At 44.0% G+C, this 17,240-nt stretch carries 18 protein-coding genes; 5 read left to right on the top strand and 13 right to left on the bottom strand.

The window, feature by feature from the left end; genetic code table 11:
* Nucleotides 1–14 precede the first annotated feature (14 nt).
* Nucleotides 15–935 carry an alpha/beta hydrolase family protein gene (locus tag AZH43_RS00955; RefSeq protein ID WP_067665460.1) on the top strand — a complete coding sequence of 307 codons (921 nt, stop codon included), beginning with the start codon at nucleotides 15–17 and terminating at the stop codon, nucleotides 933–935.
* A complete protein-coding gene (locus tag AZH43_RS00950; protein ID WP_067665457.1) occupies nucleotides 922–1,491 on the top strand; it encodes a TetR/AcrR family transcriptional regulator in 570 nt (189 codons plus the stop codon). The genes AZH43_RS00955 and AZH43_RS00950 overlap by 14 nt, the downstream gene beginning before the upstream one ends.
* Before the next feature lie 53 nt (nucleotides 1,492–1,544).
* Here AZH43_RS00950 and AZH43_RS00945 read toward each other — a convergent pair whose 3' ends face one another.
* Nucleotides 1,545–2,024, bottom strand: a complete 480-nt coding sequence (locus tag AZH43_RS00945) for a hypothetical protein (RefSeq protein WP_067665453.1) — start codon at nucleotides 2,022–2,024, stop codon at nucleotides 1,545–1,547.
* A 389-nt stretch (nucleotides 2,025–2,413) separates the two neighbouring features.
* On the opposite strand from AZH43_RS00945, the gene AZH43_RS00940 reads away from it, so the two are divergent.
* Nucleotides 2,414–2,866 carry a GNAT family N-acetyltransferase gene (locus AZH43_RS00940; protein ID WP_067665450.1) on the top strand — a complete coding sequence of 151 codons (453 nt, stop codon included), beginning with the start codon at nucleotides 2,414–2,416 and terminating at the stop codon, nucleotides 2,864–2,866.
* Between the two features lie 65 nt (nucleotides 2,867–2,931).
* Here AZH43_RS00940 and AZH43_RS00935 read toward each other — a convergent pair whose 3' ends face one another.
* The 5 genes from AZH43_RS00935 to AZH43_RS00915 form a co-directional block, all read right to left on the bottom strand.
* A complete protein-coding gene (locus tag AZH43_RS00935; protein ID WP_067665447.1) occupies nucleotides 2,932–4,791 on the bottom strand; it encodes a GGDEF domain-containing protein in 1,860 nt (619 codons plus the stop codon).
* 124 nt (nucleotides 4,792–4,915) lie between these two features.
* On the bottom strand, nucleotides 4,916–5,254 hold the full coding sequence (locus tag AZH43_RS00930; RefSeq protein WP_067665444.1) for an FKBP-type peptidyl-prolyl cis-trans isomerase: 339 nt from the start codon (nucleotides 5,252–5,254) through the stop codon (nucleotides 4,916–4,918).
* 101 nt (nucleotides 5,255–5,355) lie between these two features.
* On the bottom strand, nucleotides 5,356–5,988 hold the full coding sequence (locus AZH43_RS00925) for an MgtC/SapB family protein (RefSeq protein WP_067665441.1): 633 nt from the start codon (nucleotides 5,986–5,988) through the stop codon (nucleotides 5,356–5,358).
* Nucleotides 5,989–6,094: 106 nt separating this feature from the next.
* The gene (locus tag AZH43_RS00920) at nucleotides 6,095–6,625 is read right to left on the bottom strand and encodes a YaeQ family protein (RefSeq protein WP_067665514.1); all 531 of its coding nucleotides are present in this window, start codon (nucleotides 6,623–6,625) and stop codon (nucleotides 6,095–6,097) included.
* 66 nt (nucleotides 6,626–6,691) lie between these two features.
* Nucleotides 6,692–7,699, bottom strand: coding sequence for a CobW family GTP-binding protein (locus tag AZH43_RS00915; RefSeq protein WP_067665438.1), 1,008 nt, complete (start codon nucleotides 7,697–7,699; stop codon nucleotides 6,692–6,694).
* Between the two features lie 698 nt (nucleotides 7,700–8,397).
* Here AZH43_RS00915 and AZH43_RS00910 point away from each other — a divergent pair.
* Both AZH43_RS00910 and AZH43_RS00905 read left to right on the top strand, forming a co-directional pair.
* Complete coding sequence (locus tag AZH43_RS00910; RefSeq protein ID WP_067665435.1) at nucleotides 8,398–8,619, top strand: hypothetical protein; 222 nt, start codon at nucleotides 8,398–8,400, stop codon at nucleotides 8,617–8,619.
* A 357-nt stretch (nucleotides 8,620–8,976) separates the two neighbouring features.
* Nucleotides 8,977–10,584, top strand: coding sequence for a bifunctional 3-(3-hydroxy-phenyl)propionate/3-hydroxycinnamic acid hydroxylase (locus tag AZH43_RS00905; protein WP_067665432.1), 1,608 nt, complete (start codon nucleotides 8,977–8,979; stop codon nucleotides 10,582–10,584).
* A gap of 173 nt (nucleotides 10,585–10,757) precedes the next feature.
* Here the strand turns inward: AZH43_RS00905 and AZH43_RS00900 are convergent, their stop codons facing one another.
* The 7 genes from AZH43_RS00900 to AZH43_RS00870 all read right to left on the bottom strand — a co-directional run bounded on the left by AZH43_RS00900 (nucleotide 10,758) and on the right by AZH43_RS00870 (nucleotide 17,065).
* A complete protein-coding gene (locus AZH43_RS00900) occupies nucleotides 10,758–11,372 on the bottom strand; it encodes a glutathione S-transferase family protein (RefSeq protein ID WP_067665429.1) in 615 nt (204 codons plus the stop codon).
* Nucleotides 11,373–11,544: 172 nt separating this feature from the next.
* Entirely contained in the window at nucleotides 11,545–12,438 is an 894-nt protein-coding gene (locus AZH43_RS00895) for a LysR substrate-binding domain-containing protein (protein WP_067665426.1), read from the bottom strand.
* 9 nt (nucleotides 12,439–12,447) lie between these two features.
* A complete protein-coding gene (locus AZH43_RS00890; protein WP_067665423.1) occupies nucleotides 12,448–13,662 on the bottom strand; it encodes an MFS transporter in 1,215 nt (404 codons plus the stop codon).
* The gene (locus AZH43_RS00885) at nucleotides 13,655–14,278 is read right to left on the bottom strand and encodes a TetR/AcrR family transcriptional regulator (RefSeq protein ID WP_067665420.1); all 624 of its coding nucleotides are present in this window, start codon (nucleotides 14,276–14,278) and stop codon (nucleotides 13,655–13,657) included. Before AZH43_RS00885 ends, AZH43_RS00890 begins: the two co-directional genes overlap by 8 nt.
* A 341-nt stretch (nucleotides 14,279–14,619) precedes the next feature.
* On the bottom strand, nucleotides 14,620–15,141 hold the full coding sequence (locus tag AZH43_RS00880; protein WP_067665415.1) for an acyl-CoA thioesterase: 522 nt from the start codon (nucleotides 15,139–15,141) through the stop codon (nucleotides 14,620–14,622).
* 345 nt (nucleotides 15,142–15,486) lie between these two features.
* Complete coding sequence (locus tag AZH43_RS00875) at nucleotides 15,487–15,669, bottom strand: hypothetical protein (protein WP_067665413.1); 183 nt, start codon at nucleotides 15,667–15,669, stop codon at nucleotides 15,487–15,489.
* A 397-nt stretch (nucleotides 15,670–16,066) separates the two neighbouring features.
* Nucleotides 16,067–17,065 (bottom strand): patatin-like phospholipase family protein, encoded by a 999-nt coding sequence (locus tag AZH43_RS00870; RefSeq protein WP_206598949.1) that lies wholly within the window; start codon nucleotides 17,063–17,065, stop codon nucleotides 16,067–16,069.
* Nucleotides 17,066–17,240: the final 175 nt, after the last annotated feature.

Below are 17,240 nucleotides of genomic sequence, written 5' to 3'. Positions count from 1 at the left end.
ACAACGGAATACTCATGAAAGAACGCAGCCCGCTGGCACCAGCAGCACAGCCCAGCATTGAAGCAAAAACTATTGCATTCACTGCCGCAGACGGTTATCCCCTTTCTGGCGTTATGTATCGGCCGCCGCAGCCTCAAGCCAGCATCGTCATTTCCAACGCGACAGGTGTTCCGCAAGGCTTTTACCGCCGTTTTGCTGAATATGCAGCGCAGCAGGGCTTTCAGGTGCTGACTTTTGATTACCGAGGCATCGGCGCATCATCGCCCAACAGCCTGAAAGGATTCCGCATGTCGTATTTAGATTGGGGCCGGCATGACCTCAGCAGCGCAATTGACGTGTTGGCTCAGGATGATTTGCCGATTTACATGATTGGCCACTCCTACGGCGGGCAAGCGCTGGGGCTCAGCCGTAACCATCATTTAGTTAAAGCCATGCAGTGCTATGGCACAGGTGCAGGCTGGCATGGCTATATGCCGCTGAAAGAAAAAATTAAAGTGCAGGTCATTTGGAATATTGTATTTCCGCCCATGGTCGCAGTCACAGGCTATTTGCCATGGAGCAAGCTGAATATGGGGGCAGACTTGCCTGTCGATGTGTATCGCCAATGGCGCAAATGGTGCAAACATCCCACATATTTTTTTGCAGATCCGGAGCAGCAGGCCTTAAAAACGCAGTTTGCGCAGGTCAAAACACCAATTTACGCCATCGCAGCCTTAGATGACGATTGGGCACTGCCCGCTTCACGTCAAGCCTTTATGCAGCATTACACCAGCGCGCCAATGACGTTTATTGATATGCGCGCGCAAGATTACAGCATGAAGGCCATTGGCCATATGGGCTATTTCCGTAAGGGCGCGGAAAAAATTTGGGATCAGGCGCTGCAGCAATTCAAAACCCTGCAAACAGATGAACAGGTCGATCATGCGCCCGCGTAAACTCAGCCGTGAGCAGCTTCTGATTCAATCTGCACTTTGCTTTAAACAGCATGGCTATACTGGCGCCAGTATCAATCTGCTGGCGCAGGCCTGCAGATTGAGCAAAGCAGCTTTTTATTATGATTTCAGCAGCAAGGATGGCCTGCTGTATCAAATCTTAGAGCTGATGCACCAGCAATTAAACCGCAGTATTTTTCAACAGCTGCGGCAACAGCACAGCTGCCCCGCTAGCGCGTACCCGCAAATTCACAGCACTGCCGTACAATTTTTCAGTTTTGGCGGCATAGGCTGCTTGGCTGGAATCCTCAGTGCCGAACTGCCGAATCTGCCGGAGCAAATTCAAGAAAAGCTGGCGGCTATTTTTCAGGATTGGGAACAGGCTTTTTATCTGTTTTTCTGTCAATGCATGACCGCAGCGCAGGCGAGAACTTGGGCGAAAATGTCAGTCGCTGATTATGAAGGCGCAATTTTAATGTCGCGCATACGGCCTGAAATCAGCTATTTGGATTTTCTGCAACAGCGGATTTTAGAGCATCTGAATACGGCAGAACACTGAAAGGCTAAAGATATGAATCATGATTGTAAATCGTATTTTAAATTAGTATGTGGTCAGCTGTAGCTGCCTTGCGCACGAATATCATGCTTGTGCTCTTCGCCAAAACGGTCAACATGCGCATAGAATACGCCATATTTACCCACATAATATTCTAAAGACTGGTCGTAAAACGCCCAATAAATAGACCATTCGTCTAGGTCCATTTTACGGATTTGCGTTTTTGAACATACCGGCATTTTTCGAAAAACTGCAGCCTGCACCAATTCGGCATCCGCAATATCGTACAATTGGCCATCTTCGATAAACAGCGCTGCAATATCATCAAACAGCTGCTGTTCATAGGCATCCACAACTGCAATTGGCTCAGCCGTGCGTTCTGCCGTTTCTGCATCAGACACGCTGGCGCGTTTTTCCGGTGCCTGATACTGACGCCACTTTTGACTCATTTTCTGTGTCTTATATATTTTAAAGCCAAGAATCCAAGCCACAGTAATCACAATCAAGACACAAAGCATCATTAACAGATTGACCATAACTGAATCCCCAATTGAATTTAATTATATATTTTGATCAATTATAACACGGCTAAATTGAGTATTTTTCATCCAATTTCAAAGTTTGGTCACTTTCTGCAATATGATTCATGCAAAGGCATCAGGTATATTATTCTGTCAGTTGTGCAGATTTACTCCTGAATCCTCCGCTGCTTATAAAAATTCCAATTTTATGTAAAATCCATTACTGTGAGACAGGTCACATTCATTCTTATTCAAATTAAAAACTTGAAACAAAACTAAAATACAACTCTTCTACTTCGCAGAAAATGCTTCAAAAAAACACGATAAAGCAACATTTTTCATCTTTTCTAGCACGAATTTATCTTCTGAAATGTACCCTCTTTTTCAATTCGACCAAAAAAACTATGATACGCAAATCAAGGATTGAAGATATTCCCGAGATTATTCGGGTGGTGCATGAAAGTGTACGCTCCTGTATTCAGGATCATCAGCGCAATGAAAGCGAGATTCAAATTTGGCTGGAAAAAACAAATCAGTCCAGCTTGCTGCTTTCACTGCCGTACAATGACAGCTGGGTCTATATAGAACATGATCAAATTGCTGGCTTTATTCTTGTGAATGATCATGGAAAAATTCTAATGAACTATATTCGGCCAGAGATGCAGCAGCAAGGGATTGGCACAGCATTGCTGATGAACATGATTGATTGCCTGCGTGATAAGAAAATTTCTCAAATTACCTTAGACAGCACGCAGACAGCGCTGCCCTTTTATAAAAAATGCGGTTTCGAAAGTATTTATCCTATGCAAAATGAGCACAGCCCAGCACTCACGAATTTAGTGAAATATTTAGCTTAGAGCTTAAATAACGATTCTATTTGCTGTGCCCTTTCCATTCCGCTGCAACCGCCCATCACTTTTACCTATGCGGCTTTAAGCTGATCACGACCAGACTGTTTCGCTTCATATAATTTTTCATCTGCCGTGCGCATTAAAGCATGAATATCTGCATAGGTCTGATTCCTGTCCATACACGCCATTCCCATGCTGACTGTGACAATATTTTTTTGATCTCCGCGCTTACAATGTTCAAGCTGCGCTTGGCGGATCGCATCCATGACGGCATCCATCAAATCGACTGAAACCTGCAGCGGCACATTCTGCAGAACAATGGCGAATTCTTCTCCGCCATAACGCGCCAAAAATGCCGAGGGCGGCAAACTTTTAGCGATGATTTGAACCAGCTGCTTTAATATTTCGTCACCTTTCAAATGCCCATAATAGTCATTATAGTTTTTAAAATAGTCGACATCGAGCATAGCGAATATCAAAGTGCCGTGCTGCTGGTGCTTGGTTTCTGAAAAGCGCTCTTGAATCTCATCATTCAGCGCACGCCGGTTGTAAGCGCCGGTAAGCGCATCAACCTTCACCTGATGTTCAAGTTTGGCATTCAGCTCATGCAGCTGTTCTGTACGGGACTTGACTTTCTGATCCAGCAGCCGATTCAGCTCCATCAAATTATTATTCAGCTGCTCTGTATGGAACGTTTGATAAGCATAGTTCCTCGACTGCTGGAACATAATCAGCAATGCATACAGACTGCTCGAAATAAAAGACAGATTGACTGAATCAACCCAGTTCAGCAGCAGCAGGAAGTCATTTAAAAATGTTACGCATAAAAAAATCACGGCGCATAAATTTAAGAGAGAATAAGGCTCTTTTAACTTCAGGGTTTGATAAAAGCCATAAATAAAATTTGCCAATACAGATAGGCTGAACACCGAACAGTACAGCGCCAGCCGCTCAAAAATTTCAGGGCGCGCAATTAATGTTACCCCAATATTCAGCGCCAGCAGCAGCATTGCAATTTGATAATTTAAGCGGTGCAAGTAACGCGCATTCAGAAAATGGATATAGCTGATAAAAAACAGGATCGTTAAATAGGTGAATAAATACTCTAAACGCGTCCCCCACAGCCAATCGATTTCTGTCACTGTTGTGTAGGCATACGGCGCAGAGAAAAAGTTATGCAGCGCCAAAAAAATAATGAAAATGCCGAAGACGAAAATACTTTTGCTATTGCGCTGCTTAGAACCGCGGAATAGCGAAAATAAAATAGTAAAGAAACCAATACCCAGTACCCCGCCGCACACCACGGCAATACTCATCATCAGCTGCTGGAATTGGCGGTTGATGGTTTTAGCAATACCAATACGCATTGGATTTTCCAGCCCGCCATGCAAAGAGGAAAAGCTGGAGGCTTGAATCGCTAAAGTAAAATATTCTTTTTCAGCAATAAAATATGCAATTTTGGGAGCATTCTCAGTGACTTGGCTTTCAGCATTTTTACCAACCTCACCCAAGCGAATCAGAAAGTCGCCATTCAGATAAACCCGATAGGCCCCGTACTGATTCGGGATTTTAATCCCGATACGGCGCCCAACAAATTCTTTGGGAATTTTAAAATAACCGACAAAAGTTCCATAATTTTCATTGCTGCCTGTCAGCTCTTTAAATGAAGCCGGTAAAAAGACTGTCTTGCCAGTCAATATGCTGCTCGGCTGTTTCAAAAAATGCTTTTGATAAAACAGCCATTGCCCTTGCAGCTGAGTACTGTCATTTTCAGTAAAAGACAAGGTATTAATGCTGTCGCTGTATTTTTCATAAAAAGAAGCCGGCGCAGACTCATATTGCGCAAACACAGACGTTTGCCCCAATAGAATGATGCAGCTCAGCAGCAATAATCCCTGAAAAATACGGATAGCATTATGCAAATAACGCAAGGCGTCCCGTTCCCTGTATATGTCTAAAACTCAATGTAAAATGAAACTTAATGATTTCCAAATACTTTCTTTATTTTTTGATCAACAGCATCCTTGCTGTTGAATAACCGATGCAGATTAAAGATTAATCACGGGTTTTCACATCGAACAATTCAATTTCAAAAATTAAATTTGAGTTGGCTGGAATAATATTGCCCATCTTGCGCGAGCCATAAGCCAAATGTGACGGCACGATCAGTTTACGCTTACCGCCTACTTTCATGCCCATAATGCCCTGATCCCAGCCTTTAATCACGCGGCCTGTGCCAATGACTGTTTCAAAATAACTGCCGCGGTCAACCGATGAATCAAATTTGGTGCCGTCTTCCAGCCAGCCAGTATAGTGCGTCGTAATTAGTGCGCCTTTTACCGCTTCTTTACCTTCGCCGATTTTCAATTCAATAATTTCTAATTCATTTGACATTGCTGTGCACCTTTATAAATAACTCTGTAACCCTGCATTATAAACGGCTGCGGCTGAAAATCCGCGTCTTTATTTGCTATTTGCCAAAAAGCCCAGTCCAATTAAAAACTGAGCTCCATGATGCTGACATCATCCAATAAGTATTCAGTCAGCTTACGGTGATTTTCAGCTGTGCCGATCAGCACCCAGCGCCCTGTAATCTTCTGTTCAGTTTTGTGCTGAGTATTGCGGATGACCTGCATATCAAACGCTTTAAATAATTCTTCGTACTTATCCAGCGTTTCCTGTCTATAGGTGCAGACAATGCGGTAAGTCCGCGCCTGATGCAGATTTTCAATGCGCTCCTGCACATAGATCAGCATCACCAGCACAATCAAAACAATAAAGGCGGAAAACAGGCTCAGCACGACATATCCAGCGCCGACAGCCATGCCGATCGCTGCGGTCATCCAAATTGTTGTTGCGGTCGTAATGCCGGAAATGCGGTTTTCATCTTTAAAAATAACCCCGGCGCCTAAAAAGCCCAAGCCCGTGAGGATATTTGCGGCCAGCCGGTCTGGATTTTCCACGCCGATTTTCAAAGACAGAATCGTAAATAAACATGAGCTGAGGCTGACCATAATCATGGTGCGCAGACCTGCCGATTTGCTGCGGTACTCCCGCTCTGCGCCAATGACTGCCCCAATCCCTAAAGCAATCAGCAAATGAATTAAGTCAGCATAATCTGCATACATACTGAACCTTTATTGTTATATCCTGATTCAGGTATACGAAATTTTGCAGGAAAGATGCAAGCCCTGCTCACATCTTTCATTCAATTAATTGAAAGAAAATACTTATTTATTGCAGCTGTTCCCACTCAACCAGCGCCTGCGCCTGATCGCCAATTAAGGTCCATTCATCGTCCATAATGTTCAGCTGCAGCTGCATGGTGCGTTCGCATAGGGCTTGAATGGCTTCCGTTGTTGCTAAAGACAATCTCCACACTTCAAGATTTTTTAACGTTTTCAGCTTGCTGTTGCGCTTATACCATTCATCGACGGCGGTGCCGTAGGTCACAATGGCAACTTTGCTGCAGCGCGCGCAGGCTTTCTTGACTTTGTCTTCATCCGGGCTGCCGACTTCAATCCATTTCACCAGCTGTCCGGTTAAATCTTTTTCCCACAGCGCCGGCTCATCGGTTTCAAACAAATCCTTGGTAAATTCCAATGCTTCATCTGCATAACGGGCATAAGCCAAAATGCGCACCATCAGGCGTTCAATAGTTTCTGACGGATGCAGCGCCATTGTCAGCTGGTAATCGCCATATTGGTGCACGTCCATATTGGCAATATTCAAGTCTGCTTTATAAATTGTAGCTTTCAGCGCCATGATCAAGTCCTCAAATTTGGCGCCTAGCATATAAGATTTAATCACTGATTTGCAGAAAAGATACGGCTATTTCCCGTCATCGGTGCGGCAATTCATCAGCAGGGTTTCAAATTGCAGCCACTCATGCTCTTGCTGATAAATAATTTCTAAGCGGTTATCAATATTTTCTGCTGATGACTGGTAGTTAAATTGTTCAGGATTAAAATTAAAGCTTTTCCAGCCGGCATTGGTTTGAAAAATCCCTTTGATACGCAGCCAGTTTTTTTGCTCGCATAACAAATCCAGTAAATCATAGAAATCAAAGACCCAGCGCTTCGGCATTTTCCAGCCCGCGACACTGTAGCCTTGTGCTGTTTCCACATAATGATACGGCAGCTGCTTGATTTCCGGCGGCGCCTCGCCTTGACTCAGCTGCTGTTGTACCCGCAGCAGCGGCTGAATTTTACGCGCAGTCCCGGAATAAGGCTGATCGATATCTGCAAGCTTCAACTCACCCATCGAGATTTTCCGCCAAACTTGCTGATAGGGCTGATATTCGGCCTGCAATGCTGCCAGCGCCTGCTCATCTGCAGCGCTCATTTTATCGGCATGCGACACTGCCACAATTTTGGCCGCCTTCAACTGATCTGCATATAAATTTTGCTGGCTCCAAGCCGTATCATGCAGCCGAGAACCATCAACCACCGTAAGCAGTGCGCGCATATTCAAGTGCGCCTGCCAATGCGGTTCTGTCAACTGTTCCAGCAGCTGCGCAGGATGCCCGAGCCCCGTCGGCTCTATAAACAAACGGTCTGGCTGTGTTTCTGAAAGCAGGCGTGACAAGGCTATTTGCATAGGCATTTGACTGCTGCAGCATAAGCAGCCGCCCAGCAGCTCCTTGACCGCATAGCCATGATCTTGCGGCAGCAATTGCTGATCGACACCAATTTGGCCAAATTCATTCATCAGCACGGCCCACACTTCATGTTCAGGCTTTTGACTGAGCAAATGCTTGAGCACAGTCGTTTTTCCTGCACCTAAGAATCCGGAAATGATATGAACGGGAATGGCTTGCGATGATGTAACGAGCTTCAAAAGGATACCTGCGTGCGGCCGTTTAATTCAGCATTTTATAACGGGATGCGCCTGTTCTTGCAAGCGCTTGCCTGTCCAGCATGACGGCAGGGTTTTATTCACAAGCCATTGATTTGACCATTTCACACAGGAAGAATATTTAACGTAAAAGAACAGCACAGCATCACGTTAACGTGCATGGCAGCTGCTAGCGCTTCAATTGCCGTGCATGCACATGACAGGATTGAATGAATTCAGCCCGCTGGGCTACGCAGTTTGAGCATAGCTCCTGCCTCAGCAATTGATTTTAATCTTGAATATCGAAAGCAAAAACCAATTCAAAATATATGGCTTATTGACCTAAATGACATAATCAATTCACATTCAGGTCAATCTGTAATGAAATTTTACATTTGATTTCCACATTTAATGCTGGATTCAGTCAGTTCTCACTTGATTTGTAACTGGAGTGTTACAGCGCCGACTTCAAATTGGTACTGTTGAAATATTTACATACATTTTAAGCCCTTATTTAATTTTTTATTTCACACAAATCAACAAATTACTAAATTTTATAGTGTTTTTGTAACCCATATAGCAGTCTTTTGCTGCAAACATTGCTTGCAGCGGTTTCGGCTCTTAGCATGGACAACTGTTCAGATTGAGGGTGATGCTCAATTTGAATTCATGAACTAAAATACACAATTAAGGATGCCAACATGAAATTATCTCAAATTTTACTCGCTTCAACTTTAGCTGCTGCAGCGGCTACAACTTTTGCCGCTAAAGACGCTCAGCCAGCTCAAGAAGAAAAAGTTGTTGTAAGCACACAAGAACAGCCAGCAGCCGGTGCTGAAGAAGCTGCCGCGGGCTCTACTGCAGCGCAGCCTGCATCTGAAGCGCAAGCTGAAACTGCAGCTCCCGCTCAGCCTGCTCAGTAACAGGTTCAGCATACGATTAAACCGTACTGATTGCTGTTTAATTACAGGCTAAAACTGCTCAGTTGTGGACCCCTTCATAACGTTTAGCCTGATTTGCGAACGAAGACAAACTGGATAATGCCAAGCGTTATCCGGTTTTTTCATGTGTATTGGTGTTTATTAATAGTTAAAAATGATAGATAAATCATCTAAGGCTATGAACAAATAAAAATTAAAACAATATATTTCATAACCTTAAAAAAACAATTCCAACATTTCAGCATAGCATCCATCTATTTCACCTACTTATGCATAGCTTGCTGCAGGACGCTTATTCACCGTTAATAAGCCAAATGCGAAATAATTGGATGTTTGCACATGAGCAATAAAGCAAATTTTACAGCTGAAGTGGCGATTCTAGGTGCCGGCCCTGTGGGCTTAACCATTGCCAACTACTTAAGCAAGCAAGGCGTTCAGGTGACTGTCATTGAACAGCTGGACAGTTTGATTGATTACCCGCGTGCAATCGGTATTGATGATGAATCACTGCGTACCATCCAGTCGCTAGGCTTGGTGGATCAGGTTTTACCGCATACCACGCCAAATCACGCTATGCGTTTTTTAACACCTAAAGGCCGATGCTTTGCAGACATCCAGCCGCTGACCCGCGAATTCGGTTTTTCACGCCGTAATGCGTTTATTCAGCCTCAAGTCGACAATGTTCTGCTGCAAGGCTTAAAACAATACAAAAAAACAGAAGTGCTGTTTTCACGCCAATTGACAGAATTCCATCAGGATGATTCTGGCGTAACACTCAGCATTACCAATAAAGCCGGTGAAAAAGAAACTGTGCATGCACAGTACCTGATTGCCTGCGATGGCGGAAACTCTGTAGTACGCCGTACATTGAACATTGCATTTGATGGTGAAACAGCGCCGAATCAATGGATCGTAATTGATATCGACAATGATCCGCTCGCTACACCGCATATCTACCTATGCTGCGACCCAGTGCGCCCATATGTTTCGGCTGCATTGCCTCACGGCATCCGCCGCTTCGAATTTATGGTGATGCCAGGCGAAACTCAAGAAGAATTAAGCAAGCCTGAAAATATCGCAAAATTATTGTCTAAAGTCATGCCGACTACTGACGGCATTGAGGTGATCCGCCAGCGTGTATATACCCACAACGCGCGTATTGCCGACAAATTCCGCGTTGACCGCATCCTGCTTGCAGGCGATGCGGCCCACATCATGCCGGTATGGCAAGGTCAAGGCTACAACAGCGGTATGCGCGATGCCTTTAACTTGGCATGGAAAGTGGCGCTCGTCGTACAGGGTAAAGCTGGACCTGAATTGCTGGACTCTTACCAAGTAGAACGTAAAGACCATGCCAAAGCCATGATTGACTTATCTGTGATGGCAGGCCATGTGCTGGCGCCACCAAAGAAATGGCAAGGTTTTGTGCGTGACGGCATTGCCTATGCATTGAACTACATTAAGCCGATTAAACAGTACCTGCTGGAAATGCGCTTTAAGCCAATGCCGAAATACCATGACGGCGCGTTAGTGACCAATGGCGCCAAAGATTCACCAGTCGGTAAAATGTTTATTCAGCCGGAAGTGAAATTAGCGACAGGTGAAACTGTGCTTCTGGATGAAGTGATTGGCAATGACTTTGCTTTAATTGCATGGGGCGTAGACCCGCAATGGGGCCTAAGCGATGCATCTATTCAGCAATGGCAAAAATTAGGCGTGAAATTCATTCAGGTCATTCCTGCAGTGCAGTTTAAAAATGAAGCCCGCAAACAGCCTGAAGGTGTCATCACCATTGGCGATATCGGCACGGACATCCGCACTTGGTTCGGTAAAACGTCTGAATCTGTCGTGGTGCTGCGTCCTGACCGTTTTGTGGCAGCCTTGGCTATTCCGCAAACACTGGATCAAGTGAGCCAGCAGCTGTTCGCTAAACTGCATGCAAAATAATGCAGTCAAAGAATAATTAGAATTTCTGAAATATTCAGAGGCCTGACCACGCATTATGCGTGGTCTTTTTTATGCTAAAATTTCAGGCATTCAAACCGGATTTGCTGCCGCTCCGTCCGTTCTGGCTTTTTATCATCAGGCTGTCCGCATGACAGTCTTTCGCTCAGTTATTTTTATGGCGCCAGCTGCTGCAGCCATTCAATGTCCTGTACAGACTCACGCTGCTTAATACGCTGAATATAGGGCTTAAATTCATCTAAATACGGTAAAATTTTAAATTGCACCGCATAGGCGATCCAGTACGCCAAATATAAATCCGCCGCCGTAAATTTTTCACCGGTTAAATATGGATCGGCCTGCTTCATGCCCTGCTTTAAAAATGCAAATACAGCCGCTTCATTGCCCATGCTCAATGCAGACCTGCGCTGTTCTATCTGATCTGCAGGCACCTGCAGATATTTGAGATCCATATATTCCGTCATTGGGCCATGGCAAAAAAACAGCCATTTCAAATATTCACCGCGCATCGGATCATGCAGTGCAGGCGCTAGGCCTTTTTCGTCATACTTATCCGCCAAATATGCATAAATTGCGGCGGTCTCGCTAATCACTGCCGGACCATCGACCAAACACGGCACTTTGCCCATGGGGTTGATGCTGAGATATTCGGCATCATGAATTTTGGCATAATCCACTTCAATCATCTCAATGTCATTTTCAATGCCTAATTCTTTAAATAGAGGCAGCAGCGTATTTCCGCGGGATTGTTTATTGCTATAGTATTTCATTGGCGCGGCCGTCCTAAAACAATGTTTTTAGTATGCAAATGGGGGTAAGTAAATAAAGTATTGATGCATCCAATTTAGAATAAAGTCCGATTAAAATTCAATCTGTATAAATTTATTATTTTGCGCCAAAGAAAAGCCAGTCTAAAGACTGGCTTTTTGATGCAGGCTGCGTTTAGAAAAAGCCCATATAGAACTGCTCTTTCAGCACTTTTAAAATCAGCTCAATCGCCTCATTTTTCTTGTCTTTGCGGTAACTGGCATACAGCCCAATCATCGGCAGGGGCTCAATGGTGCTTTTCACCACAATTTTATCGCCCAGCAGCGGAATTACATAAGACGGGACTAAACTCCAGCCCACTCCCATGCCCACCAAATTAACGTTCAGCAGGATATTGGTAGAATGCTGCACCACGTTGACATTCAATTTTGACTGTTTAAAAAATTCCTGAATAATGCGGTAAAGTTCCGGAGATGAATGTTCATCACTGACAATAAACTCCTGCTTATTAAAACTTTTAATGCTGATATGGCGCTGCTCCGCCTCGGGGCAGCCTTTAGGCATAATTAAAGCCAAAGGTTCAGTAAATACCTGAACTGACTCTATATCTGGAGAATCTTCGGCATAACGGGTAAATGCAATATCTATTTCCCCTCTATGCAGCGCCTTGAGCTGATCGGCATCCGTCAGGCTGTGGAAGTGAATTTTCAGCTCAGGGAACTGTGCGCGAATGTTCGGCATAATGTAGGGAAAGACTTTCATTTCCGCTACCGGCACAAAACCGATATTCAGCTGTTCTTTGGTCAGCTGCGCCACTTGCCGTGCATCCAGCATGGCTTTTTCCGCATGCTCCAAGCTCAGCCGCGCTTCTTTTAAGAAGGCCTTGCCTTCTTCAGTCAGTTCAACCTTACGGTTCGATCGCTGCAAAAGCTGTACACCGACCTCGACTTCCAAGTCTTTAATCTGCTGGCTCAAAGATGGCTGCACAGTGCACATGCGCTGCGCGGCCTTGGTAAAATTCAGCTCTTCTGCAACGGCTACGAAATAACGCAAATGTCGTAATTCCACACTGCACCTCTATGAAATGGATGTTTGAGCAGGCTTCTTCAGTACCGCAGAGGCCTTGTAAATAAACAGCGTCACGATCACCATGACCGCACAGCTTAAATAAGTAAATGAGTAGTCAAAATAGGCGATCAGCAGCCCCATAATGACCGAGCCTATTGCTAAGCCTATATCAAATAAAGCAAAAAATGTTGAAATGGCATGCCCCATCCGCTGCTTCGGCACTGACTGTATCGCCATGGTCTGCATGCAGGGAAACAGCGAACCATAGCCCATGCCGATAAATACCGCAGACAGCCACAGCATCCATTGATTGGTCATCATGCCGACAATAACCAAACCGATGGCAAATGAAATAAACGACGGATAAATGACTGAACTTGGCCCTTTTTGATCGTACCATTTGCCTACCCACGGGCGCACCGCAATCATGGAAACAGCAAAGACAATAAAAAAAACACTGGCCGCGCTTAAAAGATTCTGACTGTCGGCATAAGCAGTAATAAAGCTGGTTACACTGGAATATGCAAACGCAACCAGCAGCGCAATCAAGCTGATTGGCAGCACCTTGGTTTCCACAATATCATGCAAGCCAATTTTGCGTTTTTGCACAGTGTCTGTTTCAACAGCCTGCGGATATTCCTGCACCTTTAAGCTCAGGCTAAAAACATAGCCAATGCAGGTCACAATGCTGAGCAGCGCAAACAGCGCTGTGAAGCTGGCAAACTGAATTACAGTCAACGCTATTAACGGCCCAAAAACCACACCTAAATTCGTCGACATGACAAAATAGCCCATGCCTTCACCTTTACGTTTTTCTGGAATAAAGTCATTTACAACAGGAACATTGACTGTGGTCAAAATACTGAACCAAAATCCATGCAAAAAGCGCGCAAGTAAAAGAGACCATAAACTGTCAATCAGCAAATAGCTGAATGCAAACATGACAAACAGCAGCCCCGCGCCGCGCAGCGCAGTTCTTTTACCCAGCTTTTCTACAATCAATCCCGAAAACGGGCGGATAGCAATAGAAGAAACCAAAAATAAGGTCAGCGCCAAGCCAGCTTCTTTAATTGTGCCGCCTAAGTCCTGCATGATGTAAATCGGCAGCACGGTCAGCATGGCAAAGTAATAGATAAATAAAAATAAGTTATTGTATAGACACAATATAAAAGAACGGTTCCACAGCTGCTCACTGGGCAAGGCAGGCAAATAGTTTTCAGGCATGATCGTTCTCTGCCAGCTGCGGCGTGACAAGAATCGGCTGCAGTGCAGTATGCACCAGCTGTTGAATATAGCGCTGATCCGGCATGCGGTTAAAAAAGATAATTTGATAATGTATCGGGCCGTACAGCATATCCAGCATAAATTCGAACGGATAATCAGCTTTTATTTCACCGCGCTCAATCGCCAGTGCAATCAGCTTATAGGTCTGTTCACGGCGCGGCAGCAGATACTGCTTAAAAAACTCCCCTGCTGCTTCACGATGCTCAGCCATCACCACCAGCAAAGCGCGGCCAACATGATGATTTAATGCATTAGAAAGTTTGGACAGCTGCTGATTCAAATTAAATTCTAACGTCTGATCAAAATCCAAATCAAAAACTGAAGCCGTATTTTCCTTAAATGCTTCAAAAACCAGATCAGACTTATGCTTCCACCAGCGGTAAATCGTGGACTTGCCCACACCTGCCCGCGCAGCGATGTCTTCTATAGTCAATCGACTGTAATCAGATTCTGCCAAAGCATCGTTTACAGCACGCAAAATGCATTGCCTGCGCCGGGAAACCTTTCCCGTTTCATTTAAATCAGAAACTTCAAGTGAATGTGGTGCTGTACTCATCCGGAATCCGTAGCTAAATATGACCCAAAAGCTTGATGCTATGCATTAAAAATGAATGCATAATCGAAACGATACGTATCGTTCTATGTTACGCGCAAATCATATCCGCCACTAGGGCAATTTCAATTCCAAAGATAAAACTTTAGTTGAATACTCAGGATTTAACGGCAATCTGTTCAACACAAATTTTGACCAAGGCAGTTAAGCACACCGTTTAAATTATCTACGGCCCGGTATCACAACAGCAGCGCTACATAAAATATGACTATTTATAGACCGAATAAACACGGCAGCATAAAAAAACCGCCCTGAGGCGGTTTGATTAGCATCATCTACAGAAATTAGCTGTGGGATGATTTTTTATAAATGCTGCAAGACGGGTGATGATTTTCCTGCAAACGCGCAATCTTACGCTGTTCAGCGGCTTCAAAACGGCATCGTTTCCAGTCATTATTTAAATTCAGTTCTGGAATTGGTTTTGGCTTGCCCGTCTCATCGACAGCGACCATGGTGAAATAGCAGCTGTTGGTATGGCGTACTGTGCGCTTTTGAATATTCTGCGCTTCAACACGGATGCCGATTTCCATAGATGTACGGCCAACATGGTTCACGCTTGCCAAGAACGTCACCAGCTCGCCCACATGAATCGGCTCTTTGAAATTAACCTTATCTACAGACAAAGTCACCACATAGCTGCCTGAGTAACGGCTGGCGCATGCGTATGCCACCTGATCCAGCAATTTTAAAATTGTTCCGCCATGCACATTGCCTGAAAAGTTTGCCATATCTGGGGTCATCAGGACGGACATATTTAATTCAGATTGGTCTTCTAATACCGGAGCAATTTGATCTAATGGGGACATCGCGTTTCTCTAGACTTTATGGAAGGACATTAATTAGTATGATTATTATATCGTTTTTAACTTAAATAAAATGTTCTATTCGGCAAAAAATTCATCATTATTATTTATAGTGATTTAACTATCATTCAAAAAAATATATAGTAATTCCATTAAATGGTTGAGTATTAAACGAATTTACAAACTTCTGCCATTTTGTGCAAACGCTATGCAAGATTTCATTATTTGAAAAATAAAGTAAAATCCATCAGGAATTGAACTATTTCCGTTTTAGCTTACTCTATTCTTCGTATCTTCAATAAAATTCCTACATGCATCCGCATAAAAACATACCGTATACATACTCATTTAAAGTTTAGGCGGTATAACTTTCAGCATTTCAAAAGCGACATTTTCATAGGTTAATTTCTGCTGATTTTCCAGCTCAGTTTCAATGTTATACGAACCGTCAATTTTTACGGACGTCACAGTAAAAACCCGCTGTTCCATGGCTGCTAAAGTTACTTGCTGGCCAATTTTCAATGTATGCATATAGCAGTTACTCATGCTTTTATTAATTGATTTAAACTATAAAAAACCCGTAAAATTTTAGCGGGTTTATGGACATAGGTAAACGTATATATCTGAGTAAACACGCTAAATAGAAAATTAATATTATAGTTAAGGTTTTAAGGATTAATTCATTATTTATTAAATATCAATAAAATAAAGTAAACATTAAGTATATTTCTTCTATTATGGTTTTAAGTTCAGGATCTTATCACTATAAAGGCTAAGACACTGTCTGTTCCCTTCCTAACCGCAGGCCGCAGACAAAAGCTAATACAGAAAATGTTTAAATACAGAAATAAAAAAAGCAGACCGGCAGTAAAAACCGCAATGCACTACTTTATATTCAATCAGTATCCGGTATTAAACCCTGTGCGCGTTATTGCTGAACGCTGTAAATCGCCGCTTCACGCTCAAGCGGATGGCTATGCGCTGCAAATATGTTCGTAATCGCATTCAGCTTTTGCTCAGCAGCTGTTACCCCAGCCTGTATGGTGGCTTCGCGGCCATTTACATCAAAGATATGCGCCTTCTCTCGAATATCTGGCTGAATCACCACATCCGCACGCTTTAACTCTTCTTTCGCTAAATAATACTGCATGATATTGATGTTTTGGTTGAACAATCCCCAGACATTGCTGGTTTCGGTATGAACAGGCTGCGCCAAAATATCCACAGCAATAATAATGTCCGCACCTAAATCACGTGCCACATCGACCGGAACTGGGCTAACCAAGCCGCCATCGACATATTCCTGATGATTGATCACCGCAGGAATGAACATGCTTGGAATAGATACCGAAGCGCGTACGGCCTGCCCCGTATTGCCTGAGTTAAACACCATTTTCTTGCCCTGCTGCAGTTCGGTTGCCACAACATACATCGGCGTTTTCAGCAATTCCAGCGGAGTATTATTCACTTGTTTGTTGACATAATCCTCAACTTTTTTCCCGTCCAGCACGCCTTTTTTATCTAAACGGATTTCACGCACATCATTCGGCTTCATACTCAGCGCAACTTCACGCAGCTCGTCGGCCTTTAAACCTGACGCATATAAAGTTCCCACAATGCTGCCTGCACTGGTGCCAACAATAAAATCCGGCTTTATGCCATGCGCTTCCAAAACTTGAATTGCCCCAATATGCGCATAGCCGCGTGCCCCGCCGCTGCCTAACACCAAAGCCACAATGGGGCGCTTTTCCTGCTGTTTCAGTTTATGAAAATCAATCCGGTCTTTGCCCGCATAGGCTTCAACCCGGTTTAACGCCGGCGCAGCGCTTTGCTGTACAGATGAAGCTGCAGTATCAGCAGGTTTTGATGCAATAGTTTGGCACGCTGCAAGCAGCACACTTGTAAACGCAGCAAAAGCAAATTTCATTTTCACCACACAGATTCCAACTTTCATTTTTGATTTTATTTAACGAGGGATAGTCTAATGAGATCGCATCATCACTATTGTTATGATTCGTAAAACCGCAATGACGATTTCAGCCCTTTCCAGAATGCCTCACAGTCTAAAATTATAATCTGAAAAGATTGGTTTTAAAGCTTTC

Origin of the sequence: Acinetobacter pragensis (assembly GCF_001605895.1) — a bacterium.
Classification (GTDB): domain Bacteria; phylum Pseudomonadota; class Gammaproteobacteria; order Pseudomonadales; family Moraxellaceae; genus Acinetobacter; species Acinetobacter pragensis.
This window is presented reverse-complemented; position numbering and strand designations above follow the sequence as displayed.